The sequence below is a fragment of the Neorhizobium puerariae genome, from assembly GCF_042429745.1.
In the GTDB taxonomy this organism is placed as follows: domain Bacteria; phylum Pseudomonadota; class Alphaproteobacteria; order Rhizobiales; family Rhizobiaceae; genus Neorhizobium; species Neorhizobium puerariae.
Map to the genome: position 1 here is coordinate 12575 of NZ_JBHMAA010000019.1, position 25154 is coordinate 37728.

Consider the following 25154-nt stretch of genomic DNA (forward strand, 5'->3'; position numbering starts at 1 on the left):
GCTTCTCCAGAGAAAGATGTTATTTCGGGAATCCAGCAGATGCCAGAGAATGTTTCATACGTGTCCCGCGCCGGGGCCTTTCGGACGGGCGCGGATTCGCCTGTTCAGGCCCTCGAAAATCATCTGCGGGTTATCGGCGCACGCGAGCCCGATGTCCGCGCCTTCGTGTGTCTCGATGTGGATGCCGCCAGGCGGCAGGCCAAAGATTCCGAGGCCCGGTGGCGGAAGAATGCGCCACTCTCTGCGCTGGACGGCATGGTCATCGGCGTCAAGGACATCATCGAGACCGTCGATTTTCCGACCGGACAGGGCCTGCCGGCTCTCGAAGGTTTCCGGTCCGGCCGCGATGCCGCCAGCGTCGCGGCGCTGAAAAGCGCCGGCGCGATCGTGATCGGCAAGACAACTACGACGGAATTCGCCTCCACCGAACTGTTCTACCCGACCCGTAACCCGCACGACGCCGCCCGCACGCCGGGCGGTTCGTCGTCCGGTTCGGCCGCAGCCGTCGGATGCGGCATGGTCCAGCTGGCGCTCGCCTCCCAGGTGGTCGGCTCCACGCTCAGGCCGTCGAGCTATAATGGCGCCTTCGGATACAAGCCGACCTGGGGCGGCCTCAACCGAAGCGGCAGCTACGATTATCTCAGCCAGAGCTGCGTCGGGATCATCGGCCGCCATCTCGACGACATGTGGGTCGGTACGCGGCAGATCGCCATCCGCGCCGGAGGCGACCCGGGCCATGTCGGCGTTCTCGGACCCGACGTGCCGGTGTCCGTCCAACGGCCCGCGCGCGTTGCGGTGCTTCGCACGGATGGATGGCTTCGGACATCCGATGCGGTGAAATCGGCCTTCGAGGACAAGCTCGTCCGTCTCGGCGCCGCGGGCGTGGAGATCGGAACGGCGCAGAACGATACCCTGGTTGCGGCATTGGAAAGCGCGATCGAAAACGCCCTCGACAAGACCTGGAACGTCCTCGTATGGGAAATGCGCTGGCCGCTTAACGTTTATGGCGATCAGTCCCACCTTGGCATGTCCGATGCCATGCGCATGCGGCTCGCCCAGGGGGAAGCCATGAACCAGGCAAGCTATGCCGAGGCCCTGAGCATGCGCGACAGCGCACGGGCGCGATTGCGCGACGTATCCGGCGCTTATGACTGCATCCTCACGCTCGGCGCCGTGTCCGCCGCTCCCGCGGACTTCTCGACCACCGGCGATCCCTCCTTCAACGTGCCGGCCTCCTATCTCGGCGCCCCCGCGCTCAGCCTTCCGGTTCTGGAAGACGGTGGTCTGCCGCTTGGCCTCCAGATCATCGGCGGCCATCACCAGGATGCCCGCATCTTTGCCGTCGCAAAATGGTTGCTTGATAATATCCAATAACTGAAAATGGGAATATTCCAGATGACTAAAGTTCGCAAGGTACTGGTCGCCGGCGGCGGTGTCGGGGGACTGTGCGCCGCGATAGCCCTCACATCGCGGGGCGTGGAAGTCGATCTCGTCGAAAAGCGGCCCGATTTCAACGTGCCGGGCGTCGGGCTGGGTCAGCCTGCTTGCGCGCTTCGCGTCTACCGGGAATTCGGCATCCTTGACGAGATTCTCGATACTGGCTTTTCCTACAATCATATGTCGATCTTCGACCCCCAGCGGACGCTGATTGCCGAGCATCGTTTCCTGATGGGCGGTAACGGGCTGCCGGCTTTCTGCGCCCTGTCCCGATCGAGCCTCCATTCGACCCTCTACCGGCGCGCGCTGTCGCTCGGCGTCGAATTCCGTTTCTCGACCGAAGTGGCGGAATTCGTCGGCCCGCTCGGCACCGCGGTACGCTTCAACGACGGAAGCGAGGCGGACTATGATGTCGTCGCAGGCTTTGACGGCATTCGTTCCACGGTTCGGCAGTTCATTGTCGGCGACATGTTCGGCCCCCGTCCTTCCGGCATCGGCGCATGGCGCATCCAGGTCGACCGGCCATCCTGCGTCACCGGCATGGAGTTCCTTCAGGGCATCGACGGCAAGGCGGGAGCCATTCCGATCGCACAGGACAAGATGTACCTGTTCAACATTCGCCCGGAGACGCCGGGAGAAATATTCCCCCGGGAGAAACTGCATGTCCTGCTGAAGGAGCGCCTGGCGCAGTTCGGCAGTTATGTGGCGGAGATCGCCGACAGCCTCACGCCGGAAAGCCCGATCGTCTACGGCGCGCTGGAACCGTTCATCGTTCCCTATCCATGGCACAAGGGTCATGTCGTCATGGGCGGCGATGCGGCTCATATCGTTCCGCCGCACCTGACCGCCGGCGCCGCCATGGCCGCCGAGGACGGCTATGTTCTCGCGAAGCTTCTGCTTTCCGGTGACGGCAGCGTCGACGATCGTCTGACGGCCTACGGAAAAGTGCGCTTCGCCCGCAACGCTTTCGTTTATACCTTCGCAAGGGAATGGCTTTCCATGGAACAGTCCGTTCATTCCCCTGCCGATCTTGCGGCCGCCAAGGACGAATATGCCAGAAACGCCGATGGACGCATCGCCGTGGCGGACCGTATTCTCGACGCCTTCGAATGCTGACGGAGAACACTATGACAGTCATACGCTCCTGCACTAACGATGTGCTGACACTCGGCCTCAACCGCCCCGAGGCTGGTAATCGCATCAGCCCCGAAATGATCCGCGCTCTGCTGGAAGATTACCGCAATGCCGACCCGCTGAACGGCGGCCCGGCGGTCGTCATCCTCAAGGCGGAGGGCGATGTTTTTTCGCTCGGACGGCAGCGGCCGGCGCAGCAATCGGCCGATCCCGCCGACATCGTCGCCGAATTCAGCCTGATCCAGGAACTGAACGAAGCCGTGCAACATTGCCGTGCCGTCACCATCTCCGCCATTCACGGCCGGTGCGAGGGTGCAGGTCTCTCCCTTGCCGCCCGTGCAGACATCGTGCTGATCGCAGAGGATGCCGTGGTGAGCTTTCCGGAAATTCCGCACGGCATTCCGCCGACCATCGTGCTCAGCCACTACCGCTATGTCCTGCCGCGCAACATTCTCGGCGACCTGATCTTCACCGGGCGTGAATTGTCGGGGACCGAGGCGGTGGCCGGCGGGCTTGCCGCCCGTGCCGTTCCGGCAGGGGATCTGTCGTCCGTCGCCGAAACGCTTGCCTCGCAAGTTGCCGGTTACGACCGGGCGTCCATCGCTCTGGTCAAGGATTTCCTCCTTCAGACGGAGGCTCTGCCTGCGCCGCTGGCGCCAAAACTTGGCATTTCCCTCTACGCCAACGAGATTTCTCACCGGCAACTCGGCAAGTAACGGTCCGGGACGGGATCTTCAAAAGTCTCATAAAGTTAAAGGCGCCCGCGATTGCGGGCGCCTTTCTCATTGGTGTACATGTTTACGAAAAGCTGGCCGCCGCTCGAAGAACCCGCCGGCATCGGCGGATTTCCCGGGCGGTGGCGGCCGGGTCAGTTGACCCAGCCGACGGGAACCGTCGTCAGTTCCGGTATATAGGTAATCAGCGCCAGCACGATGAGATAGATGACGAGGAACGGCATCACGCCTCGATAGAGGGCGGGCAGCGGAACCTTGAACAGGGCGTTGGCGGCGAAGAGGTTGATGCCAAAGGGCGGCAGGAACATCCCGATGGCGAGGTTGATGGTCACGATCAATCCGAAATGAATCGGGTCGATCCCGGCATCGACGACGATGGGGACCAGAAGCGGCGTCAGGATCAGGATTGCCGGAGGCGGTTCGAGAACCGTACCGACAAACAGCAGGACGATGTTGAAGATCAACAGAATTTGCCAGTTGTCGAGATGAAGGCTGTCGACAAAGGAGACGAACAGTTGCGGCATGCCGGAGGTCGTTATGACCCAGCCGAACACGGTCGACGCAGCCACGAGCAGCATGATCTGCGCAACAAGGATCGTGGATCGCACGCTGATGTTCCAGACATCGCGCCAACTCAGTTCCTTGTAGACATGCACCGAAATGAGCATCGAGTAGGCGCAGGCAATGCCTGCGGCTTCCGTGGGGGTGAAGATCCCGCCATAGATTCCCCCGATGATGATGACGGGAGCCAGAATGGCCCAGATGGCAGCCCGCGCCGCCTTGACGATCTCGCGCGGTTTTGGCCGGGCCGTGATCTGGATATTGAGCATTCTGGCCTTGAACATCACAAACAGAGCCAGAAGGATCGCGATGATGATGCCCGGCACGACCCCGGCGACGAACAGTTTCGTGACCGAAACCTGCGCGGTGATCGCGTACAGGATCATCGCGATCGAGGGAGGGATGATGATGTCGATCACGCCCGTCGCGGCGATCAAGCTGGTGGAGAATTTCTTGCCGTAACCCTGTTCGACAAGGGTTGGTATGGTGAGGTTGCCGATGGCGGCCACACAGGCTACGGACGAGCCGGACATCGCCCCGAACGCCGCCGCGCTGCCGATGGCCGCCACCCCCATCGAGCCGCGAATGCCGCCGACCATGGACAGAATGAGAGCGATCAGCCTGCGGGCGATCCCCCCCTGTGCCATGACGTCGCCGGCGAGGATGAACAGCGGAATGGCCAGCAGAGGAAAGCTGTCCAGCCCGCCGAACATTGCCGACTGTATGACCTTCAGCGAGGCGAGATCCAGTTGCAGGATACCCGCGACCGAAACTGCGAAAAGAACCAGAAAAATTGGAATGCCCAGGCAGATCAGAACGATCGGCATTACGGCGAAGATGGCCAGTGTCATAGTTCCTGATCCTCCGCGGCAAAATCATGCGCCTTTGGCAGCGGATCGTGCGCAACGAGACGCAGCAACATCATGAGCGCCACCAGAAGCAGGCCGATCGGCACGAAACTCTGGGGAATCCACATCGGGATTCCGAGTGCCTCCGATAATTGCCCGAAACGATATAGCTTCGCGACCACATTCCAGGAGGTGGCGGCGAGCAGCACCAGCAGGCCCACCGATGCGAGCGTCCCCACGTAGACGATCAGGCGCTGCATGCCCTTCGGGAATTTCCGCAGGGCCATATCGAGATTGAGATGCTGCCCCCGCCAGGTAACGGCGGCGGAGGCGAAAAAGATCACGAAGATCATGCAGTACACCATCGCTTCCTCCGCCCAGGAAAAGGCATGCAGGAAAACGTAGCGACCGATGACGTTGAAGGTGCAGATCAGGACGATTGCTATCAGGGCCAGGCCCGATAGTTGCGTACAAAAGAGGCTGATGCCATCGCCCACTGCGATTGCGATACCGCGGATGCCCCTTTCCGCGGTCGGAGAGACCGATTCGGAGCTGTGTTGCATTGCTGTTCCCGTCTGTTTTTTAATGCGTTTCGGAAGAGAAATTCTGGATGATCGTCGATTTGACTACGCGTACCTTGCGCATGGTTGCGGGGGTGTTGCGGCTGCGGCCCACGAACCGAGGAACGCCGCCGGAGATGACCGCGCCGATAGCGGGAATGTCGCCGTTCAGGAGGCCCGAAAGTGCGTCGGTTTGCGAGCCGCCGTCGCAGGCATCGATCAGAACGATGTCGGCATCTTTCCCGGGAGCGATAATTCCGCTGTTGAGACCGAAAACCCGGGCATTGTTACCGGTCGCGGCGGCAATACCCAGTTCCGGCGGCAGCACCCCGAGGGAGGCCAGATAGGAAATCGTGTACCACATGCCGAGAGGCATGATGCCGCTTCCGGTCGGCGTGTCCGTCGCGATGAGCAGGCGGTGCAGGTCGTCCTTGGCTAAAAGCTGCCGTGTCACGAGAAGCGAGGTGCGCAGGTTGCCCGCCGTGCACAGCTGCAGCGCGATGTCGGATTCGTGGACAAGGCGGGCGAAGCCCTCCTCCGGCATGGCCGTCGGCCCGCCGTTCACATGGTAGGAAACATCCGGATTGATGGCGAGGAGGTTTTCTGCCCATATCCCGCCGGACCCGGGAATGGAGGAGCCGCCGGTGTGAACCATCGACACCATTCCCAGTTCACGGGCGATGCGGACCAGCGGCGCATAGTCGTTGGCGTTGGAAAAAGCGCCGAACCCGGCCTTTACCATCCATACGCCCAGCGCGCGGACCTGCTCGAGATCGGCGCGGGTCAGTCCCGGCTCGAGAATGAGCGAGCCGGCATGCACGCGCATCCCGCTGGGCCTGTAGTCGAGAAAACACTTCATCGCCGCGACGGCGAGCGCCTTGACACCTTCCGGGTCCCGGGGACGTCCCGGCACATGGACCTCCGATGCGGAAATCGAGGTCGTGACGCCGCCATGAACATAGCTTTCAAGAAAGCCGACCGTCTTCTGGCGTGGCGTATAATCGCCGAACGTTATGTGAACATGGCTATCGATCAGTCCCGGCGCGGCGATCATGCCGCCCGCGGCGATCACGACATCGCAATCCGCTGTATCGGCCGGAACGCCCACGGACTGGATCCGCCCGTCCTCGATGACGATGTCGCCGCCTTCGGCCAGCGGCCGCTCGATATCGCCCGTTGCGATTCGCTCAATATTGGTAAGTGCTATTCTCATGTCGGTTCCCCATATGGCCTTGGCCTATATTGACAAATCGTAAGACAATCTGTCAATAATCCTTTATCCGGTGGATGCCAAACGTAGCAAGCAGTCGCTTGAGACGCAGTATCGGATCGGCAAAAGACGATTATGCAGATGGCGCGGCCTCGCGTGCATTGGAAAAAAGGGGAATGATAATGAGACGCAGGACATTTCTTTCGGTTTTGGCGGCTGGCACGGCGGCGAGCGCGATGCCTGCCCGGGTTTTCGGACAGAACCAGATCATCATGAAGCTCGGCACCTCGACCCTGCAGGATTCGCAGCACCAGTGGATGATCGATTTCGCGAAGATCGTGGACACCAAATCCGAAAGCCGGATAAAGGTTGAGATCTATCCGGCGAGCCAACTCGGCGCGACGCCGCGCATGATCGAGCAGACCCAGATGGCGACGATCCAGGGCGTCGTTACCCCGCCGGAATTCCTCGGCGGCATCAATGAGGCCTATGGAATTCTTTCGGCTCCGGGCGAATTCAGCGATCTCGAACACACGGCCCGCACCCTGTCCGATCCCGAACTGAACGACTTCGTCTTCAGCCTGGGCGAAAGCAAGGGTCTGAAGGGGCTTGGCCTGTTCATCTCGGGGCCGACGGCTTTCTGTACGCGCACTCTATGGAAAACACCGGAAGAATTCTCCGGCGCCAAGGTTCGCGTTCTCGCAGCCAAGCTTCAGCAGGAGCAGATCAGGGCCCTCGGCGGCACGCCCATTCCGATGCCCCCGTCTGAAATCCTCCCCGCGCTGCAGCAGGGTACGCTCGATGCCGTGATGAGCTGCATTCCCGTCATGGAAGGTCTCGGCTTCATGGATGGCGCGAAATATTTCCTGGAAACGAACCACGGCTCCATTTCCTCATTCGCTGCCATCTCGATGGAATGGTTCGAGGATCTGCCGAGCGATCTGCAGGAGATCATTGTCACTGCCGGTCAGGAAGCGACGCAAACCGTCAAGCAGTTCTCTATCGATGACGTGAGCGACGCAAAGGCGCAATGGACGAAAAAGGGCGGTGAAATCGTGCCGCTGTCCGCTGATGAGCGTCGGAAATTCCTCGACACTCTTCTTCCCGTAGGGCCCAAAATCGTAGCAGAGAACTCCGGCATGCAGTCGGCATACGATATCTACAAAGCAGCGATCGAACGTACGCGCTGATTCAGGCAGGCCCATGAACCTTGGTCATTACCGATGAAGGTTCATGGGCCGACGATTGGAGGAATTCCAGCAAAAGTGCGAAGCGGTTTTGCGGCGGCGAAATGTGATAAGGCAAAGACCCGAAGCGTAGGGAGCGGATCTAGAAGATCGCGACACGCTTTAGATAAGGCATTGAAGGCGCTTCGCCTTCACCGGAAATACCCTGAGCTTAAGCGCCCTGATTTCCTATTCGGCAATCGCCGAAACGTCACGGCGTGAACGTTCGACGCTCTTGTCGTTTGCCGCCGCGGCAAATGCAAGTTCAGCGGCCTTTGAAGCGTTTTCTATGTGTATATGCGACGCCGCGCGGGCCGCATCCGGCTTTCCGGCCCGAATTGCGTCACGGATGGCCGTCATTTCCTTGAGGCTTTCCCTGGCTCGCTGGCCATTCGCCATCGATCGCGTGCGAAGATAATTGATACGCGACAAAAGCCCCTGCAGAAGTTCCTCTATGATCTGGTTGTCACTGCCGGTCTGGATGGCTTCGTAGAAGTCCGAGGTGCTTTTGATCCGTCCCGCCGGATCGATCGCCTTCACGGCGCTTGCGAAAGCCTTCAGCGCAGTTTCCATCCGTTCAAGCACGCCTTTATCGGGCCGCGCGGCGCAAAGCGCCGCCGCCTCACCTTCCAGAAGCGCACGAACCTTGTATATCTGCTGTGCGGTCTCCCAGGACAGAATGGCAACCGAAGGTCCCCGGTTGGGCGTGATGACGATGAGTCTTTCTGCCTCAAGCGTGCGTAGGGCTTCTCGCAGGGATGGCCGGCTGATACGCAGGCGGGCCATCAGATCCGCCTCGACGAGCCTCTGGCCAGGCGTGAAGACACCCTCAAGAATAGCTCGGCGAAGATTTTCGACCGCCAGAGTGAGTACGGTCCTTGGCTCAACTGCAAGCTTCAATAAATCCTCCCCCGAGGGTTTCTACATCATACATCCATTGCACATACTTCCGTTTACGAACAGATGCTCAAACGGTGCGCCCAATTAGAGCGGCATCTTCGCCGTTCTCACCCGCGTGGTACGATCACCGGCATGCTGGACGTATCCGTCGTCTCGAACCTGTCGCGTCTGCGGTTGATTGCGCCATGAAGGGCAAGAGCTGCGATCGTGGTGGCGTAGGGCAGCGCCTGAAGAAGCTGCTGGTTGAGGACGCCGGTTCCCTGCAGGACGATCACCAGGGCGCTGAACGTGGCAAAGAGCACGGCGGCAAGGATAATACCCGGCGAAGTCGCCCGCCCGAAAATGACAGCCGAGAACGCGATGAAACCAAGGCCGCCGGTCAGGAAGGGGTTGAAGGACCCGACAGAACTGAGGCTGAGATAGGCGCCCGCAACCCCGGCGCCGGCGCCGCTGACCACGAGTGCAACCGTGCGCACGAGCCAGACGCGGATACCAACGGCCGCCGCCGCATCCTCGGTATCTCCAACCGCCCTCACCCGCACGGCAAAGGCGGATCTATCCAGGAGAACCATCTGTCCCACCACCAGGGCGAGTACGAGATAGACAAGTATGCTTTGGTTCTTCAACATGCCGCCGATTACCAGCACGGACGAGAGCGTGCCGATGTCGACCCGCGGCAGCAGCGACACATCGATCGGTGAGAAATTACCTGCGGCATCGAAGATGGATCGCAGCAGCAGATAGGACAACCCGGTGGCCAGCATGTTGAAGGCGATCCCGGCGATGATGAGATTGCACTGCAGTCCCAGGGCGAAAAGAGCCAGGAAGGCAGCACACAGCATGCCGGCCGAAATGGCTGCGACGAGGCCCAGCCACGCATTTCCCGTGCCATAGGCGACAGCAAGCGCCGCGAAAGCAGAGAGCAGCATCGTGCCGTCGATGGCGATGTTGGTGGCGCCGGAACGTTCCGCATATCTGCTGAACAGTGCCGCGATGAGGATGGGGGTCAGGCTCGACAGAGCCAGATTGAGAAAATCTCCGAAAGCGGTCATTTCTGTGCCCTCGCTATGCGCTGGCTGGTGACGAGAAGGATGAGAACACCCTGAAGTACGTAGACCAGCGCGAACGGAACATCGGTCATGGTCTGCATGGCGGTCGCCCCCGTGATCAGGATGGAATAGAGAACTGCGGCCGCGACGACTCCGAACGGATGCAGCCGGCCGATCAGCGCAACGGTCAGGCCGAGGAACCCGTACTGCGGTGAGAACCCCTCCTGATAGACATGCGAAATTCCGAGAATGGCGACACCCCCTGCCAGACCGGACAAGGCGCCGCTGCCGAGCATGACGCAGACGAGGTAGAGATTGGCCGGAATTCCGAGATACTGGGCGAAGGCAGGCTGCAGGCCCATCGCCTCCATTCGCATGCCGGATCGCGTGCGGGACAGCCAGAACCATATTGCAACGGCGAGAACGATCAGCAGGATGACGCCCACATTGGCGTTGGACGGCGGCAACCATCGCAATAGCCATCGGTCAGGCGGAATCGGCAAGGTCTCGATGGAACCGGCTTCCGGGTCGCGGAAATAAGTGTTGACGAGAAACAATGTCACCGATGCCGCGACATAATTCATCATCAGTGTCGTCAGAAGCTCGTTGCAACGCAGGCCGACGCGTAGCGCAACCGGAATCAGGATCCACAGCGCTCCGGCGACGGCAGAAAGCAGCAGCGCCAGGATAACGACGAGCCATCCCGGCCCCGGCGCATAGATTGCCACCAGCGCGGCGGTCAATCCTCCGACAAGGATCTGGCCTTCCGGGCCCATGTTGAAGACGCCGGCCCGAAAACCGAGCGCGGAACCAAGCGCGGTGATTCCGAGGACGGTGGCGATTGCAATCATCGTACCGAAGGAATAACGGCTTTCGAATGTGCCGGTTACGAAGGCCGTGAATGCTTCATACGGAGAAGACGCAACCATCAGGATAAGCAGGAGGCAGACAGCCAGGCCCAGCGCAAGCGCCATACCCGACTGGCGCACACCCAGCGGAACAATTCGATAAGCGTCCAAGGCCACGGTGCGCGTACGCGCGCTCCTGTCGTCCGGTTTCATGGCCGTATCGTTCATTTCGCGTCTCCAAGCATTGCCCGGCCCACATCCGCTTCAGCGGCGCGCCCGGCAAATTGCGCCACGATCCGACCATTCAGGATCACCAGCACACGATCGGCAATTGCCAGCACTTCCCGGATTTCGCTGGAAACGAGAAGCACGGCAGCGCCCTGATCCCTCCGTTTGACCAGTTGGCGACGCACAAAGTCGGTCGCTGCCAGATCCAGGCCGCGCGTCGGTTCGGAGCAGACGATAATCGACGGATTCTGCGAGAGTTCTCGGGACAAAACCATCTTCTGCGCATTGCCGCCCGACAGACGCCGGGCTAGGTTTTGCGAAGAAGCGACACGCACATCGAACGCCTTGAGCAGTCCCTTGACCAGTTCCGATTTTGCCTTGCGGCTGACAACATGCTTGCCGATCCGCCCGGTGTCGAGAAATCCGATGGCGATATTGTCTTCGACCGACCAGAAGCCGGCCATGCCGCGACCGATGCGGTCCTCCGGTATGTGCCCCATTCCGGCACGCCGGAATTGCGCCACGGTATCCCTTCCGCCTGTGCGGACGCTGCCGATAGCGGCATAGCCGCCTGTCGGCCGGCGAAGCCCGGTCACCGCCTCGACGAGTTCCGTCTGCCCGTTCCCCGCAATCCCGAGAACGCCGACGATTTCGCCGCTTCTGACGTCGAAGCTCACATCATCGACCATCGTTTTGCCGAAACGGTTCTTCACCGACAATTGGCTGACCTTGAGGACTGCCTCGCCGGGCGTGGCGAGCGGGACATCCGAGAGTTCGTCATGCTGCTCGCCAACGATGAGTTCGGCAAGCATTTTCGCATCGACGTCCTTGATCGACCGGCGCGCGACCCTTTTTCCACGCCGAAGGACCGTGACCTCATCCGCAACCTTGAGTACTTCATCGAGATGATGGCTGATCAGGATCACGGCCAGGCCCCGCGCCGCAAAGCCCCGCACCGTTTCGAAGAAGCGGTCGGTCTCAATCGGGGTCAGGACCGCGGTCGGTTCGTCGAGAACGAGCGTGGTGATGTTCTGCGACAAGGCCCGCAAGATTTCGACACGCTGCTGCGCACCGACGGAGAGGTTTCGGACGAGTTGCCCCGGGCTGACATCGAGGCCGTATTTGCTTGCGATTGCCGCAAGCTCGGCCTCGCTGTCTGCTTTCCGGACGAGCCCGTAGCGGGTCTTTTCGCGGCCGAGGAAGACATTTTCGGCAACGGTCAGCGTCGGTGCCAGCTTGAAATGCTGGTGAACCATTCCAACGCCCAGTTCGAGGGCGTCGCGCGGCGAATTCATTTCGGCGCGCCGCCCCGAAAGGCTGATTTCGCCCTCATCGCATTTGACGAGGCCGAAAAGGCAATTCATCAGCGTCGACTTGCCGGCCCCGTTTTCACCGAGAAGGGCGTGAACGGTTCCCGGCATCACTTCGAAGTCGACCGCATCGACCGCCACCATGGAGCCGAAGCGTTTTGTTATTCCCCGCATCGAAACGGCAGGAACGATGTCCTGCCGTCGGGTTGCTGCCGCTGCCGCGCTCATTTGTTGAATGCCGAGTTGACCTTGATCTCGCCGGAAACGACCTTCTGACGATAGGTGTCAAGCTCGCCGGTGATCGAGTCAGGCGTAAGCTTCGGATTGACGACGAAGTCTACACCCTTGCTCTTGAGATCGCTGATGAGCGTCGTACCGGGCTTCAGTTCGCCCTTGGAAAAAGCTTCCGCGGCGTTGAAAACGGCAGCGCCGACGTCCTTCAGCGCACTGCCGACAACAGATTCGGGCTGCAATGGGCTCTGGTCGGTGTCAGTGCCGATCGTGTAACGGCCGGACGTCTGACCGGCCTTCAGAATGCCGATGCCGCTACCGCCGGCGACCTGATAGATGACGTCGACACCATCATTGAACATTGCCGTAGCAACGTCGAAGCCCTTCTGGGCGTTGCCGAAATCATCCGTGAAGCGAATGTCCACGGCAATGGACGGGTCGACGGCCTTGGCGCCCTGTTCGAAGCCGATGATGAAGTCGCGAATAACCGGAATATCCTTGCCGCCGATGACGCCAACCTTCTTGCTGCCCTTGGCGCGCGGGAAAAGATCGGGATGGTCGGTGACCAGTGCTGCGAGCGCGCCCGCGAGGAAGGCTCCTTCGTTCTGGGCAAATGCAATGCCCGTGACATTGGGACCAACGGTGGCGTTGTCGAAAATGACGTACTTCTGATCGGGAAACTGTGCCGAGACCTTCTTGAGCGTCGAGGAGATCTGCGTGCTGCCGGCGATGATCAGTCCGTACTGACCGGTCGAGGAAATCTGGGTGAGATTGCGTTCCCAGCCGGGCGCATCGCTCGTGTTGCCCTCGAGGACGCGAACCGGGATGTTCAGTCCACTGGTGATCTTCTTGAAACCGGCATTGGCCGAGTCCATGAAGCTCAAATCGCCGAGCGGTCCGGACAGGACACCCGCAATGCTCTGCTCTTCCGCAAAGGCGGGATGGCCAGCACCGCTGGTCGCCAATGCGAAGGCGGCAAGCGCGGCGCCAAAGGTGGTGATGATGACTGATCTTCTGTTTTTCATGTTCGCCTCTTTGTTATCGATCGCTGCCGATTGCCGGAATTTATGATTTTGCCATAATGTCAGAATTCGGCATTGTCTGACAATTTTACCGTGAACTTTCTCCCTGACCTCGCATCGGGGTTTGTGTTAGAAGATTGGGCATTATCGCGAGATCGATCAGAAAACCGGAATGTCCCGCGCGGTATAAGGCTGTTCGATGCTTGCGACCTCCTCCGCCGTCAGTTCAAGATCGACAGCGGCCAGGCAATCCGACAACTGATCGACCTGCGTCGGACCGAGGATGGCGGTATTCACCGGAGATTTACCGAGAACCCAGGCAAGCGCGATCTGGGCACGGCTGACACCGCGCTCGCTGGCAATCCTGCCCACGGCATCGATGATTGCCCGATTGGAGTTCTGGTCCTGGGTGTATAGTGTCGCACCATAAACATCCGTCTCGATGCGACCGGTCGTCTCGCCCCATGCGATCGCCAGGCGGCCGCGGGCGAGCGGGCTCCACGCCATGATCCCGACGCCGCGATCTGCGCAATAGGGATGCATTTCGCGTTCCTCTTCGCGCATCAGGAGATTGTATTGGTCCTGCATCGATACGAAGGGCGTCAGTCCGTTCAGATCCGCGGCATGTTGCAGTTTGGCGAATTGCCAGGCAAACATGGACGAGGCGCCGATATATCGAACCTTGCCGGCGCGGATGAGGTCGTGCAGCGCCTCCATCGTTTCCTCGACAGGAACATCGGGATCAAAGCGATGAATCTGGTAGAGATCGATATAGTCGGTGCGCAGGCGCCTGAGACTCTCGTCGACCTGCCGCAGGATCGCCGCCCGTGAAAGGCCGCCACCCTTGGGACCCGGCGCCATGCGCGCCCAGACCTTGGTCGCCAGAACGATCTCGTCGCGCACTCCCGCCTCCTGCAGAAGTGTGCCGATGATTTCCTCGCTCGACCCATCGGAGTAAAGATTGGCGGTATCGAACACCGTCACACCCGCATCCAACGCGGCGTGAACGACTTTGCGAGCCTCATCGATCGACACTGTCCAGGCATGCGCACCCTTGGCGGGATCGCCAAAGCTCATGCAGCCGAGCGTGAAACGGGATACGACGAGACCCGAGCGGCCCAACCGAGCATATTTCATCGCCATTACCCCTTACGAAATGATCGCCTTGACTTCGAGATACTCTTCAAGGCCGAATTCACCCTGCTCTCGTCCGTTGCCCGACTGCTTGTAGCCGCCGAACGGCGCACGCGTATGGGCGCCCATGCTGTTGAGATAGACCCGTCCCGAGCGCAGCCTCGGGGCCAGTTCGCGGGCTTCCGCCTTCGTTTCAGCCTGGATATATGTGGCCAGCCCGTAGGGCGTGTCATTTGCGATTGCGACGGCCTCATCAACGCTCGAATAGGAAATGATCGGCAGGACAGGGCCGAAAATCTCTTCGCGGGCGATGGTCATGCTGTTGTCGACATCGCCGAAAATCGTCGGCCGTACGAAGTGACCTTTCGACAGCCCCTCCGGCTTGCCCAGACCGCCCGTCACAAGGCGAGCGCCTTGGCTGATCCCGCTTTCTATAAGGGTCTGGACCCGGTCGAACTGCGTTTTTGAGACAACCGGACCGAGGAACGTGTCAGGATCCGAGGGTGCGCCGACCTTGACCTGTTCGGCGGCATTGCGGGCATGTATCAGCGCTTCTTCGTAACGGCTTGAATGGACCAGCATGCGTGTCGGCGCCTGGCAGGACTGGCCGGCATTGGCAAACAGCCGCTGTACGTTTGCATGAGCGGCGGCGGCGACATCGGCATCGGGAAGCACAATATGAGCCGACTTTCCGCCGAGTTCCTGATGAACGCGCTTGACCGTATCCGCGGCAGCCTTGGCGATAAGCACGCCGGCGCGCGTGGAGCCGGTAAACGAAACCATATCGATATCAGGATGGCTCGCTATGGCGTGACCGACAACCGGACCCGTGCCATTGACCAGATTGAAGACCCCGGCGGGGACCTCTGCATCATGAAGGACCTGCGCGAGCATGAGAGCCGAAAGCGGAGATATTTCGCTCGGCTTCAGGACGACCGTGCAGCCGGCCGCCAGCGCATAGGCGAGCTTGGAGGCAATCAGGCTGAGCGGCCAGTTCCATGCCGTGATGAAGCCGCATACGCCGATCGACTCGCGAACCACCTCCGCGCCGTCGATCTCATGGGTGAAGGAATAGCTTTGCAGGGTTTGTATCGCCGTGCGGAAGTGATCCAGCGGGCCGCAGGCCTGCGCCTTATAGGCAAAGGAAATCGGCGATCCCATTTCCCGGGAAATGACACTGGCAATATCGTGGGTGCGGGATTCGAAGACCGAGACGATGCGTTCGAGCAATGCCAGACGCTCGCTCTTGCTTGTTGCGGAAAAGGACGGAAATGCGGCTCGGGCGGCCTTGACGGCGGCATCAACATCCGAAGGAACCCCTTCGCCGACGACACCGATAATTTCTTCCGTCGCCGGGTTTTCGACATCGATACGGCCAACTCCGCCTGGAGCTACCCAACGCCCGTCAATGTAAAATTCAGTGCGTCCAAGCATTGCCAAGTTATTCCCTTTGCAAACCATCCATGGATCGGCCGAGAACTGCGCTCGACCCTGTTTCGCTGTTTCCGGAGGCCGGTCCGGCTGCCAGTCATTCGACGCCAATTTCCTGTAGGAACCGGAACCGGTCCATGACACGCGCATAGCCGCGCCGCATCGTCAGGAGCGTCGCCTCATGGCAGAGCGCGATGTCGGTCGCGGTCAGGTCCGACATGAAGACGACGTGATAGCCGCGATCGAACGCACTGCGGGCGGTGGCCTCGCAGCAATAGTTCGTCATCGTGCCGGTAATGATGACCGTATCGCGCCCGCGCGAGCGCAACTGCATGTCGAGGTCGGTTCCATAAAACGAATCGTAGGTCCGCTTCGTTGTAATGAGATAATCGCCCTTTCGGTGGAGACCGGTCATGATCTCGAGACCGGGCGCATCATCTCCCAGATTCCCTTCCGCCATCGCCTTGGAAAACCGAGGCGCATCGTTAGGGGCCGGGCTCAGCGTATTGGCCGACGTCAGCAAAACCGGAATTCCAGCATCGCGGCAGGCATCGGCAAAACCGATCAAGGGCGGAAGCATGCGCTCGGCCTGCGGGATCCACTGCGCACTGCCGTGCGCAACGAAGCCGACCTGCATATCGATGACCACCAGCGCACATCGTTCCGGCTTGATCTCAAAGGCGTCATGCCTATCGAGCGCATAATCGGCGGCGGCGTCGAGAACAGCCTTCGTTTCCGAAACGCTGTCCTCCATCAACTGGCTCTCGTCGAGCCCATATGTTTCCATATAGGCGCTCAATATCTGGTCACGGGATTGGCTGGGCATCGTCGATCACTGATACATTGCAAGGGTTTCGTTCAAGAGCTTGAAGAAGCCGTCGACATCCATGTCGACGGCGACCTCGACATTCTCTTCAAATCCGGAAACGACTGCGGAATCATTCTCGAACTCGGCGTCGTCGCGCTTGACGCGGCGGCCATCGCTCGACCGGTAGTCGCAGACGGTCATGCCGCGCGTGAGTTTGCCGTTGAGTTCGATCTGAACGTTCATCTTCTTGAGGGTGAACAGTTCCGGAGCGATGAAAACGGCGATCGCCAGCGGATCGTGAAGGGACGCACCCTCAAGTCCGAATGCCTTGTTGAGCGCCATCCTGTAGTATTCGATGAGGTCGGCAACGGTTGCCGCAAAGGGAGTGCCGATTGCACGAATATCAGCGATTCGCTCCTTCGTCGCATTCGCCATGCGCGTGACGTTGAGACCGAACATCTTGATCGGAACGCCGCTGCGGAACACCACGTCGGCCGCTTCGGGATCGAGATAAATATTAAGTTCCGCCGCGGGCGTCGTATTGCCGAAGGTCAACGACCCGCCCATCAGCGAAATCCCCTTCAGGCGCTTCGCAAGCGTAGGGTCCTTGATCAGGGCCGAGGCGACGTTGGTCAACGGTCCCGTCGGCACTAGGACGAGATCGTCATATTTGAAGCTCTGCTCGATAATGAAGTCCACGGCATGCAACGGCTGGATATCCACGGTCGCTTCCGGGAGTTCGGCTCCGTCAAGACCGGTGTCGCCATGGATATGCGGCGCGTATCGCGGCTCATTGACCAATGGACGGACGGATCCCTTCGCAACCGGAATATGATTCAGATTGCCCATCTGCAGGCACCTCAACGCGTTGCGCGTCGTATGTTCGACGGAACTGTTGCCGAAGGTCGTGGTCAGGCCTACGACATTCACATGCTTCGCGGCGAGATACAGGGTGAGCATGTCATCGTGGCCAGGATCGCCATCAAGCAAAAAGTGCATTTAGTTTCCCTCTTTCATATCTGCTATCATCTTGTCTTATTGTCTGACGATTTGTCAATATTCAAAATCCGTCTCGTCCACCTAAGAATGGCTTTGTGTCGAGCGATGCATAATTTTTATATATTTTTCAATATATTATGTGTTCGAGAACCGCTATCCGATCAGTTGAATACCGACCGATCATTTCCAGACTATGCCGGAGGATTTGATATGGAAGGCATGCGGAGAGACACCCGCATTGGGGTGAACAGCCACAGGTCTTGATAAAGATCGAACCAAAAACATCTCGGTTTAGTCGGCAAACTTTGATACCTATGCAAATGCTCGTGTTAAGGTCTTCACAGAGGCCACATCGGCGTCGATCCGTCTGAAACTCCGATCGCCCAGCGCCACGCTTTTCTACACGAATCTGCACGGCAATCCGTTCGATCATTGCAGCGACGTGCGTGATGACGCCAACTTTCTGACCTGTTGATTGCCACTGGGAACTGACCCCGCGTTGGAGTGAACCCCTCGGGCTGGACCACGGGAGACGGAAAAACTGATACGCTCTGTGGGCCTCAATCGGAGAAGGCTCATGAAGTCCCGAGGACTATATCGACGGCATTCGACGCCGTTCAAGCTGCAGCTTTGCCAGGATATTCGAAACGGTGTCATTGGACGGCGCGACGCGCAACGCACGTACGGCGTTTCGGCCAACCTTATCCAGTTGTGGTTGACGCAGTTCCACCGCGGCGAACTGAACGATGAAGAGGCAGAGGCTAGCGTCATCGCCGAATATGAGGCGCAGATCGCGGCGCTCGAACGCAAAGTCGGCCAGCTCACGATGGAGTTGGACCTGGTTAAAAAAACTCCGCGGCAGCCGATCGCCGGCGGCAACGAGAATTCCTCCATCGTCACCGGCCCGCGGCCTGCTCCGTCCGATGGGGTGCAAGATGATCGACCTCCCGAGAAGCAGCTACTACTACCGCTCCACAGCAAGGACTTTGAATCTCGATGATACCGAACTCGTTGCGATCATCGAGTGCATTCAGGATGAATTGCCCTGCTACGGCTATCGCCGCGTGACGCACGAGCTTCACCGACGGGGGCACCTCGTCAATCACAAGCGCGTGGCTCGTGTCATGCGGGCCAATGGATTGGGCATCAAGCCTCGAAAGCGCTATGTTCGAACGACGGACAGTGGCCACGATTCACCAATCTACTCGAACCTCTACCGCAACCTGATCCCCGCTCGGCCCAACATGGTCTGGGTGGCGGATTTTACCTATATCCGCATTGCCGCGGGCTTCTGCTATCTTGCTGTTATTCTCGATGCCTGCAGTCGGAAAGTCGTCGGCTATGGTCTGCCAAAGCGACTGGACACGCCGCTACAGCATCGGACAATTAAGCATACGCATATCCTGCGTCTTTGATGAAGTTCCAACATTCAGTTGGAGTGAAGAGATTGCAGATGTCGCCGACAGCTCGCCACAAGGCGTCGAAGGTTCTGGTTTTCGCTTTTCTCAGGTGTGCCTTGAGCTTGGCGAAGGCCATTTCTATGGGATTGAGATCGGGACTGTAGGGCGGCAGGAACAGGAACCATGCGCCTTTGTTTCTGAGGCATGCGGCTGCCTTTGCGCTCTTGTGAACGGCGAGATTGTCGAGGATGACGACGTCGCCCTTGTGCAGGGTCGGTGCGAGCTGGGTCTCGACATAGGTATCGAAGGCTGCTCGGTTCATCGCCTTGTCGATGATCCAGGGAGCGGTCAGCCCATCGCATCGCAGGGCTGCGATGAAGGTCTGCGTGCCCCAATGACCGAAAGGAGCGTGTGCTTTGAGACGTTCTCCCTTACGGCTTCGTCCACGCAGACGTGTCATCTTCGTGGTGACGGAGGTTTCGTCGATAAAGACCAGGCGACCGGGCTGATTGCGCATGCGCGATTGACGGGACTGCCGCCATCTGTGCCGGGCCTTGGCGACGTCAGCGCGTTCGCATTCCGACGCCAGCAGCGCTTTTTTTTTATGTGAAGCCACATCGGCACAGGAACCGGGACAGTTCCGCCGGGTCTGCCTTCACCGTGTGTTCCTCAAACAGTCGCACCGCCAGCTCCGGCATGGTGATGTCGGGCTGCTTTTCGACCGTGCCGACCAAGAAACCCTCGAACGGCACGAGCCGGCCGCAACGGGGGCGACCCTGACGAGCGGGAGACAGCGTGCCATGTTCGGCAACCCGCTGCAGCAGCTTCACCGCGAAGCTGTCGCTGACACTGAAACGACGGGCCGCTGCGCGACGCGAATGACCCGCCTCCACATAAGCAACAACACGGGAACGAAGATCCGACGAATACGACTTGGCCATGCAGCACCTCCTGGCCAAGTGAATCACCATCCGATCCTATTGGGAAGTCAGAGATTCCGTTTTCCAATCCGATGCTCTAGCGCTGGCGGCGTTGCATTCAGCGATCGAGAATAGGAGACCTCCGCCGGGCTGCATTCATCACACGGACCGCGGATGCCAATACGCAAGCAAGACCTACCGACGGGCGCTTGATGCGGCCGGGCTGATAGGCTCCATGAGCGCCGTTGGAAACCCATATCACAATGCGCAAGCAGAGAGCTTTATGAAGACACTGAAAGTGGAGGATATCTACCCCGCAGGCTACGAGACCTTTGCGGACGTCGCCGAGCGGTTGCCGAAGTTCATCGAGGAGGTCTACAATTACAAGCGGCTGCACTCAGCCCTTGGACAGAGCGCCAGCAGAATTTGAAACCCAACTCGCCCAGCAGGCGGCTTAGTTAGAAGCGGCTCTCTGGTCCAGCCCGAGGGGTTCACTCCAACGCCGGGTCAGTTCTCAGTGGCAATCAACAGACGGCTGATCCGGTCACGTCGGTGCGTTTGACACGTGGCTTTGCTCTTATGCCATAACGAACCGCCGACCCATATGTGAATTTTGTTGACTGCCAGCACTACCGAAATCAGTTCGGTGAAGCCCCCAGTTAGCGCTGTGATCGCGGGGCGCGAAGGCTACGGCCACGCTCGGTAGGGATTAAGGTATAGAAACCTCGCGCGCCGCGCGCCACTCCGTTTCTCGGTAAGACGGCGAGATCCGGTTCGCGGGATAATTTTCTATAAATTTAGTGCATTTTAAAGCGTGATTTCTTCTTCTCCATCTGGCGGCCGTTACAACAGGCGCCTCAATCACATACGAACCTCCCCAGGCTGGTACAGTTATGAACAAAGCGATCGCGATCACCTCAGGGACCAGCCCTCCGCAGCCAGGCTCGGCGAGGCTCGCATCGATCATCACGCAGATCGGTGAAGGGGAATCGGCGCGCGACCTGACGCGCGAGCTTGCCTATGCGCCATTGGAGATCGTTCGTGAAAACCGCCTTGGCGCACTGCGTCTCCCAATCTCGGCGGGGGGCGCCGGGGCGAGCTTTCGCCAATTGATCAAGACTGTCGTTGATCTTGCGGCTGCTGACGCGAATGTCGCGCATATTCTTCGCAATCACTACTGTTTTGTCGAACTTTTTGCGCAGCCGAACATCGCCAGAAGCGAGAAATGGATAAAGCTCGTCGCCGAAGGCCATATCTTCGGGCTGGCAGCCGGTGAACTCGGTAAGACCGCCGGCGCAGGTCTTGTGGATACGACAATCGATCGGGTTGGTTCTTCGATCAGGCTTAATGGGACGAAATTCTATTCGACTGGCAGCCTTTATTCGGACTACATCCTCGTCCGAGCAGCCTGGAAGGACGGCAGGAAGGTGTCCGTCGTCATTCCTGCCAAGCGCGAGGGCGTAGAGATTGAAGATGACTGGGACGGCATGGGACAACGGCTCACCGGCTCTGGCACGACGCGCTTTTCCGATGTCGCGATCAACGAAGATGAAATTTATCCAGACGCTCCGGAAGACGGATTCCGAACCGCCTATTCGACCACACTGGGCCATCTTCTCGTCACCGCCGTCGTAGCAGGCGTCATTCGGGCGGCCGGGAACGACGCAGCGAGGTTGATCAAGCGCAGAAACCGGAGCTTCGCTCATGCTCCGACACCAAATCCTTCCGAGGACCCGATCCTTCAGCAGGCGCTCGGACAGATCGCAAGCGCCGCTTTCGCCGCAGAAGCGACCGTACTTGCAGCAGCCGATGCGCTCGACGCGGCGAACGACGGGGAATATACGTTCGAAAAGGCGCATTACGCGGCGCTCACTTCAGCGCAGGCAAAAGTGACGATCGACGAGATCGGCACCCGGGCGGCAAGTATGATCTTCGATGTCGGCGGTGCTTCGGCTGCCACGCGAAAAGCCAATCTCGACCGCCACTGGCGCAATATCCGAACGCTGATCTCCCACAATCCGGCATCCTACAAGGCCATTGCCATTGGCGCGCTGGAACTCAACGGGACATCCCTCCCGGACAACGGCTTTTTCTAAGGAGTTCGGTCCTTGTACGCGATCAACCGGAAGGCAGGACGGAAATCCGTCGAAGGCCGGCAATTTAAGGACGCTCTGGCGCCATGACCAAGCGCGAACTGCATCTCAACGTCAACGCGTTGAATTCCGGATTTCATGGCGCAGCATGGCGTGCTGGGGTCAGCGATCCGGCAGCCTTTCTCGATATCAAGCACTTTCTGGAGATCGCGCGGATCGCCGAACGCGGGACGTTCGATGCCGTCTTCATGGCCGATATTCCAGTCATAACGGGGCTGCCGCGGCTGCGCCCATACCAGGCGCTGGAACCGACTGTCGTTCTGTCCGCCATGGCTGTGGTGACTGAAACGATCGGCCTTATCGCTACAGCCTCAACCACGTTCAACGATCCTTACAATATTGCCCGACGCATTTTGAGCCTCGACCACGCAAGCCATGGCCGGGCCGGGTGGAACGTCGTGACCACGGCCGAGGCCGCCGCTGCCCGCAATTTCGGATATCGCGACCAGGTCCCGCATCATGACCGCTATCTCAGAGCCGATTCCTTCACGCGGGTGGTCAGGGCGCTCTGGGACAGCTGGGAGGACGGCGCTTTCGTCGGTGACAAGCAGTCCGGCCTGTTCATCGATACCGATCTGGTGCGGCCGATCGACTTCCAGGACGAGTATCACAGCGTGTCGGGTCCTCTCAGCCTGCCGCGTTCACCGCAGGGTTATCCGGTCCTGATCCAGGCTGGCGGCTCGAATGACGGACGCGATCTCGCGGCAAAATATGCCGAAGCGATCTTTTCCATTGCCCAGACCATCGAAGAGAGCGTGGAGTTTGCGACGGATATACGTCGTCGAGCGGCAGCCTATAGCCGCAAGGGTCCGATCCTCGTTCTGCCGGGTTTGTCGACACTCATCGGCTCGACCGAAGCAGAGGTGAAGCGCCGCGAGGAAGAGCTCTGGGGTCTGTTCCCTGAGCGGGCCGCCGTGGACCGGCTGGCAGTGCTGTTCCGCATCGACGCAACGCGACTGGAACTGGACAGGCAACTGCCGGACGATATCGAGATACCGGCCAATGGCGACCACACATTTGCTGCGGCAACGCTTGCGGCGGCACGACGGGACAAGCTGACAGCGCGGCAACTCATTCGCAGGCTCGGCGGCAGTATCGGTCACCGGTTTCTTGCCGGTACGCCGCAGGTCATCGCCGACGAGATCGAGGCCTGGTTCGTGGCGGGCGCCGCGGATGGCTTCAATCTCATGCCGGATATCCTGCCGCACGGGCTGTCGATCTTCGTCGACGAAGTGGTGCCGCTGCTGCGGGCAAAGGGCATTTTCCGCAAGCAGTATAGTGGCCGCACCCTGCGCGATCATTTCGGGCTTGCAATACCGGAGCGGCAGCCTAAGGCGCCGCCCGCCGAAGCAATTCAAAACACCTAACTTCCTGGCCAGGTTCAACTCATGAGCAAACTCTCAAGGCGTAATTTCATCAAGACCGTCGGCGTTTCCATTCCGCTGGTTTATCTCGGCAACGGTGTTGCCTTCTCGCAGTCCCGTAACGAAACCCTCCGTTATGTGAGCGGCGGCATCTTCAACACGCTCGACCCGATCGGCGTTGGTGCATCGGCGGACTCGGTCGTGTTAGGCGCGAGCGTCTATGATCGCCTCGTGCGTTTCGACCGCCTGCCGAGCAGCCGCAACAAGGGCAGTTTTATCTTCGATTACAACAAGATCATCGGCGAACTTGCCGAGCGTTTCGAGGTCAGCGAAGACGGGCTGACCTACACCTTCCACCTCCGTCACGACGCAACCTTCCATGACGGCCGGCCGGTCACGGCGGAAGACGTCAAATGGTCCCTCGATCGCGCCGTGCTTGGCAAGGTAACGGGTCGTTCGCAGCTGCAGACAGGTTCGCTGACCGATGCCGAGCAGTTTTCTGTCGTGGACGAGCATACGTTCCAGATCAAGCTGAAGCAGCCAGATCGTCTTGTCCTGCCGAACCTCGCCTCCATGTTTGCGCCGATCTACAATTCCAAGCTGGTGCGCGAAAAGGCCGGAGCGGCCGAGCCCTGGGGTGAGACGTGGCTCAAGGAAAACACGGCCGGCGGCGGCGCCTACAAGGTCGCAAACTATGTGCAGGGACAGCAGCTGACACTTGCCCGCCATGATGCCTGGAAGAGCGGCACCTTGCCGAATTTCCCGCGCGTCATTATCCAGACCATTCCGGATGCGTCCGCACGCGCAAACCTGATCTCCCGCGGCGATGCGGATGTGACGGTGAGCCTGCTGCGCGAGAATTTCACCACGCTTTCGGGCAATCCGGCCGTCAACACGATCGCCGAGCCGATGCCTGGCGGTTTTACGCTCCTCAATTTCAACACTCAGATTGCACCTTTCGACAATGTGAAGGTCCGCAAGGCGCTGTCGCTGGCGATCCCGTACGACGATCTCTTCAAGATCGGCGCCAACGGCTTTGGCGAACCTCTATTCGGAGCGACTTGGGAGAAGGAGCCCGATACCTACCAGTATCCGCAGGCCCTTCCCTGGAAAACCGACCTCGCTGAGGCAAAGCGCCTGCTGGCGGAAGCCGGCTACCCGAACGGCTTTACGACCAAGCTTCACTACACGACGAGCAAAGCGGCCTATCTCGCATCCCCGGCCGTGCTGATCCAGGAAGCGCTGGCCAATATCGGTGTCACAATTCAGGTCGAGCCCTACACCGATGCGCAATGGGCCGAATCCCTCCACACGAAAAAGGAACCGCTGTCCCTCGACCGTACCTTCGCTATGTTCCCGGTCACGGATTACTTCTTCCGGATCTTCTTCCTCGGCGGCCAGCGCTGGAACCGCTCGCAGTGGGACAACAAGGAAGTGGCGCAGATTCTGGACGCGATCCGCTTCGAGAAGGACGACGCGAAATATGCCGCCGGCGCAAAGCGGCTGATCGCCCTCGTTTATGAAGAGGCGCCGTCGATCCTGTTCTGGAAGCCCGCCCTGGAAATCGTGACCTCCGCATCCGTGAAGGGCTTCACGACCTGGTTCCACAATCAGGTCGATCCGCGCGATCTGTCGCGGTCGGCCTGA

Annotated in this window: 23 protein-coding genes and 1 pseudogene; 10 read left to right on the forward strand and 14 right to left on the reverse strand. The window is 59.7% G+C overall.

The window, feature by feature from the left end:
- Positions 1–39: 39 nt before the first annotated feature.
- From ACFFP0_RS17760 to ACFFP0_RS17770, 3 genes are read left to right on the forward strand one after another with little or no spacing between them, the layout of a single operon-like run.
- Positions 40–1374 (forward strand): amidase, encoded by a 1335-nt coding sequence (locus ACFFP0_RS17760; protein ID WP_377263340.1) that lies wholly within the window; start codon positions 40–42, stop codon positions 1372–1374.
- 21 nt (positions 1375–1395) lie between these two features.
- Positions 1396–2553 (forward strand): FAD-dependent monooxygenase, encoded by a 1158-nt coding sequence (locus tag ACFFP0_RS17765; protein WP_377263342.1) that lies wholly within the window; start codon positions 1396–1398, stop codon positions 2551–2553.
- Between the two features lie 11 nt (positions 2554–2564).
- Positions 2565–3287, forward strand: a complete 723-nt coding sequence (locus ACFFP0_RS17770) for an enoyl-CoA hydratase/isomerase family protein (protein ID WP_377263343.1) — start codon at positions 2565–2567, stop codon at positions 3285–3287.
- Positions 3288–3439: 152 nt separating this feature from the next.
- Here the strand turns inward: ACFFP0_RS17770 and ACFFP0_RS17775 are convergent, their stop codons facing one another.
- Genes ACFFP0_RS17775 through ACFFP0_RS17785 form a run of 3 tightly spaced genes read right to left on the reverse strand, consistent with a single transcriptional unit; the run spans position 3440 to position 6487 of the window.
- Complete coding sequence (locus ACFFP0_RS17775) at positions 3440–4717, reverse strand: TRAP transporter large permease (RefSeq protein ID WP_377263344.1); 1278 nt, start codon at positions 4715–4717, stop codon at positions 3440–3442.
- Positions 4714–5277 carry a TRAP transporter small permease gene (locus ACFFP0_RS17780; RefSeq protein WP_377263345.1) on the reverse strand — a complete coding sequence of 188 codons (564 nt, stop codon included), beginning with the start codon at positions 5275–5277 and terminating at the stop codon, positions 4714–4716. Before ACFFP0_RS17780 ends, ACFFP0_RS17775 begins: the two co-directional genes overlap by 4 nt.
- 19 nt (positions 5278–5296) lie before the next feature.
- A complete protein-coding gene (locus ACFFP0_RS17785; protein WP_377263346.1) occupies positions 5297–6487 on the reverse strand; it encodes an amidohydrolase family protein in 1191 nt (396 codons plus the stop codon).
- Positions 6488–6666: 179 nt separating this feature from the next.
- Between ACFFP0_RS17785 and ACFFP0_RS17790 the strand changes: the two genes are divergently transcribed.
- Complete coding sequence (locus ACFFP0_RS17790; protein ID WP_377263347.1) at positions 6667–7674, forward strand: TRAP transporter substrate-binding protein; 1008 nt, start codon at positions 6667–6669, stop codon at positions 7672–7674.
- A gap of 225 nt (positions 7675–7899) precedes the next feature.
- Here the strand turns inward: ACFFP0_RS17790 and ACFFP0_RS17795 are convergent, their stop codons facing one another.
- From ACFFP0_RS17795 to ACFFP0_RS17840, 10 genes and pseudogenes are all read right to left on the reverse strand, one after another.
- Complete coding sequence (locus tag ACFFP0_RS17795; protein ID WP_377263348.1) at positions 7900–8610, reverse strand: GntR family transcriptional regulator; 711 nt, start codon at positions 8608–8610, stop codon at positions 7900–7902.
- A 107-nt stretch (positions 8611–8717) separates the two neighbouring features.
- The gene (locus tag ACFFP0_RS17800; protein ID WP_377263349.1) at positions 8718–9662 is read right to left on the reverse strand and encodes an ABC transporter permease; all 945 of its coding nucleotides are present in this window, start codon (positions 9660–9662) and stop codon (positions 8718–8720) included.
- Entirely contained in the window at positions 9659–10735 is a 1077-nt protein-coding gene (locus ACFFP0_RS17805) for an ABC transporter permease (protein WP_377263352.1), read from the reverse strand. Before ACFFP0_RS17805 ends, ACFFP0_RS17800 begins: the two co-directional genes overlap by 4 nt.
- Positions 10732–11547 (reverse strand): ATP-binding cassette domain-containing protein, encoded by an 816-nt coding sequence (locus ACFFP0_RS17810; protein ID WP_377263437.1) that lies wholly within the window; start codon positions 11545–11547, stop codon positions 10732–10734. The genes ACFFP0_RS17805 and ACFFP0_RS17810 overlap by 4 nt, the downstream gene beginning before the upstream one ends.
- A 243-nt stretch (positions 11548–11790) precedes the next feature.
- Positions 11791–12273: pseudogene (locus ACFFP0_RS17815) on the reverse strand (ATP-binding cassette domain-containing protein); the annotation flags it as partial.
- Complete coding sequence (locus tag ACFFP0_RS17820) at positions 12270–13301, reverse strand: BMP family lipoprotein (protein ID WP_377263353.1); 1032 nt, start codon at positions 13299–13301, stop codon at positions 12270–12272. The pseudogene ACFFP0_RS17815 and the gene ACFFP0_RS17820, both read right to left, overlap by 4 nt.
- Before the next feature lie 156 nt (positions 13302–13457).
- Positions 13458–14435, reverse strand: a complete 978-nt coding sequence (locus ACFFP0_RS17825) for an aldo/keto reductase (protein WP_377263354.1) — start codon at positions 14433–14435, stop codon at positions 13458–13460.
- A 12-nt stretch (positions 14436–14447) separates the two neighbouring features.
- The gene (locus tag ACFFP0_RS17830; RefSeq protein ID WP_377263439.1) at positions 14448–15866 is read right to left on the reverse strand and encodes an aldehyde dehydrogenase family protein; all 1419 of its coding nucleotides are present in this window, start codon (positions 15864–15866) and stop codon (positions 14448–14450) included.
- A gap of 94 nt (positions 15867–15960) precedes the next feature.
- A complete protein-coding gene (locus ACFFP0_RS17835) occupies positions 15961–16689 on the reverse strand; it encodes a cysteine hydrolase family protein (protein WP_377263356.1) in 729 nt (242 codons plus the stop codon).
- 6 nt (positions 16690–16695) lie between these two features.
- Complete coding sequence (locus ACFFP0_RS17840) at positions 16696–17670, reverse strand: nucleoside hydrolase (protein ID WP_377263357.1); 975 nt, start codon at positions 17668–17670, stop codon at positions 16696–16698.
- Between the two features lie 577 nt (positions 17671–18247).
- Here ACFFP0_RS17840 and ACFFP0_RS17845 point away from each other — a divergent pair.
- Complete coding sequence (locus ACFFP0_RS17845) at positions 18248–18670, forward strand: transposase (protein WP_377263358.1); 423 nt, start codon at positions 18248–18250, stop codon at positions 18668–18670.
- Positions 18606–19085, forward strand: coding sequence for an IS3 family transposase (locus ACFFP0_RS17850; protein ID WP_377263359.1), 480 nt, complete (start codon positions 18606–18608; stop codon positions 19083–19085). The genes ACFFP0_RS17845 and ACFFP0_RS17850 overlap by 65 nt, the downstream gene beginning before the upstream one ends.
- Here the strand turns inward: ACFFP0_RS17850 and ACFFP0_RS17855 are convergent.
- A protein-coding gene (locus tag ACFFP0_RS17855) for an IS630 family transposase (RefSeq protein WP_377263361.1) occupies positions 19057–20011 on the reverse strand; the annotation gives its coding sequence in 2 pieces (ribosomal slippage) (positions 19057–19674 and positions 19676–20011; 954 coding nt in all). The two genes, ACFFP0_RS17850 and ACFFP0_RS17855, sit on opposite strands and share 29 nt — an antisense overlap.
- A 214-nt stretch (positions 20012–20225) precedes the next feature.
- On the opposite strand from ACFFP0_RS17855, the gene ACFFP0_RS32085 reads away from it, so the two are divergent.
- From ACFFP0_RS32085 to ACFFP0_RS17875, 4 genes are all read left to right on the forward strand, one after another.
- On the forward strand, positions 20226–20420 hold the full coding sequence (locus ACFFP0_RS32085) for an integrase core domain-containing protein (protein WP_512699794.1): 195 nt from the start codon (positions 20226–20228) through the stop codon (positions 20418–20420).
- Positions 20421–20883: 463 nt separating this feature from the next.
- Positions 20884–22086, forward strand: a complete 1203-nt coding sequence (locus ACFFP0_RS17865; protein ID WP_377263363.1) for an acyl-CoA dehydrogenase family protein — start codon at positions 20884–20886, stop codon at positions 22084–22086.
- An 83-nt stretch (positions 22087–22169) separates the two neighbouring features.
- Positions 22170–23510, forward strand: a complete 1341-nt coding sequence (locus ACFFP0_RS17870; protein ID WP_377263365.1) for an NtaA/DmoA family FMN-dependent monooxygenase — start codon at positions 22170–22172, stop codon at positions 23508–23510.
- 21 nt (positions 23511–23531) lie between these two features.
- Positions 23532–25154, forward strand: a complete 1623-nt coding sequence (locus ACFFP0_RS17875; protein WP_377263367.1) for an ABC transporter substrate-binding protein — start codon at positions 23532–23534, stop codon at positions 25152–25154.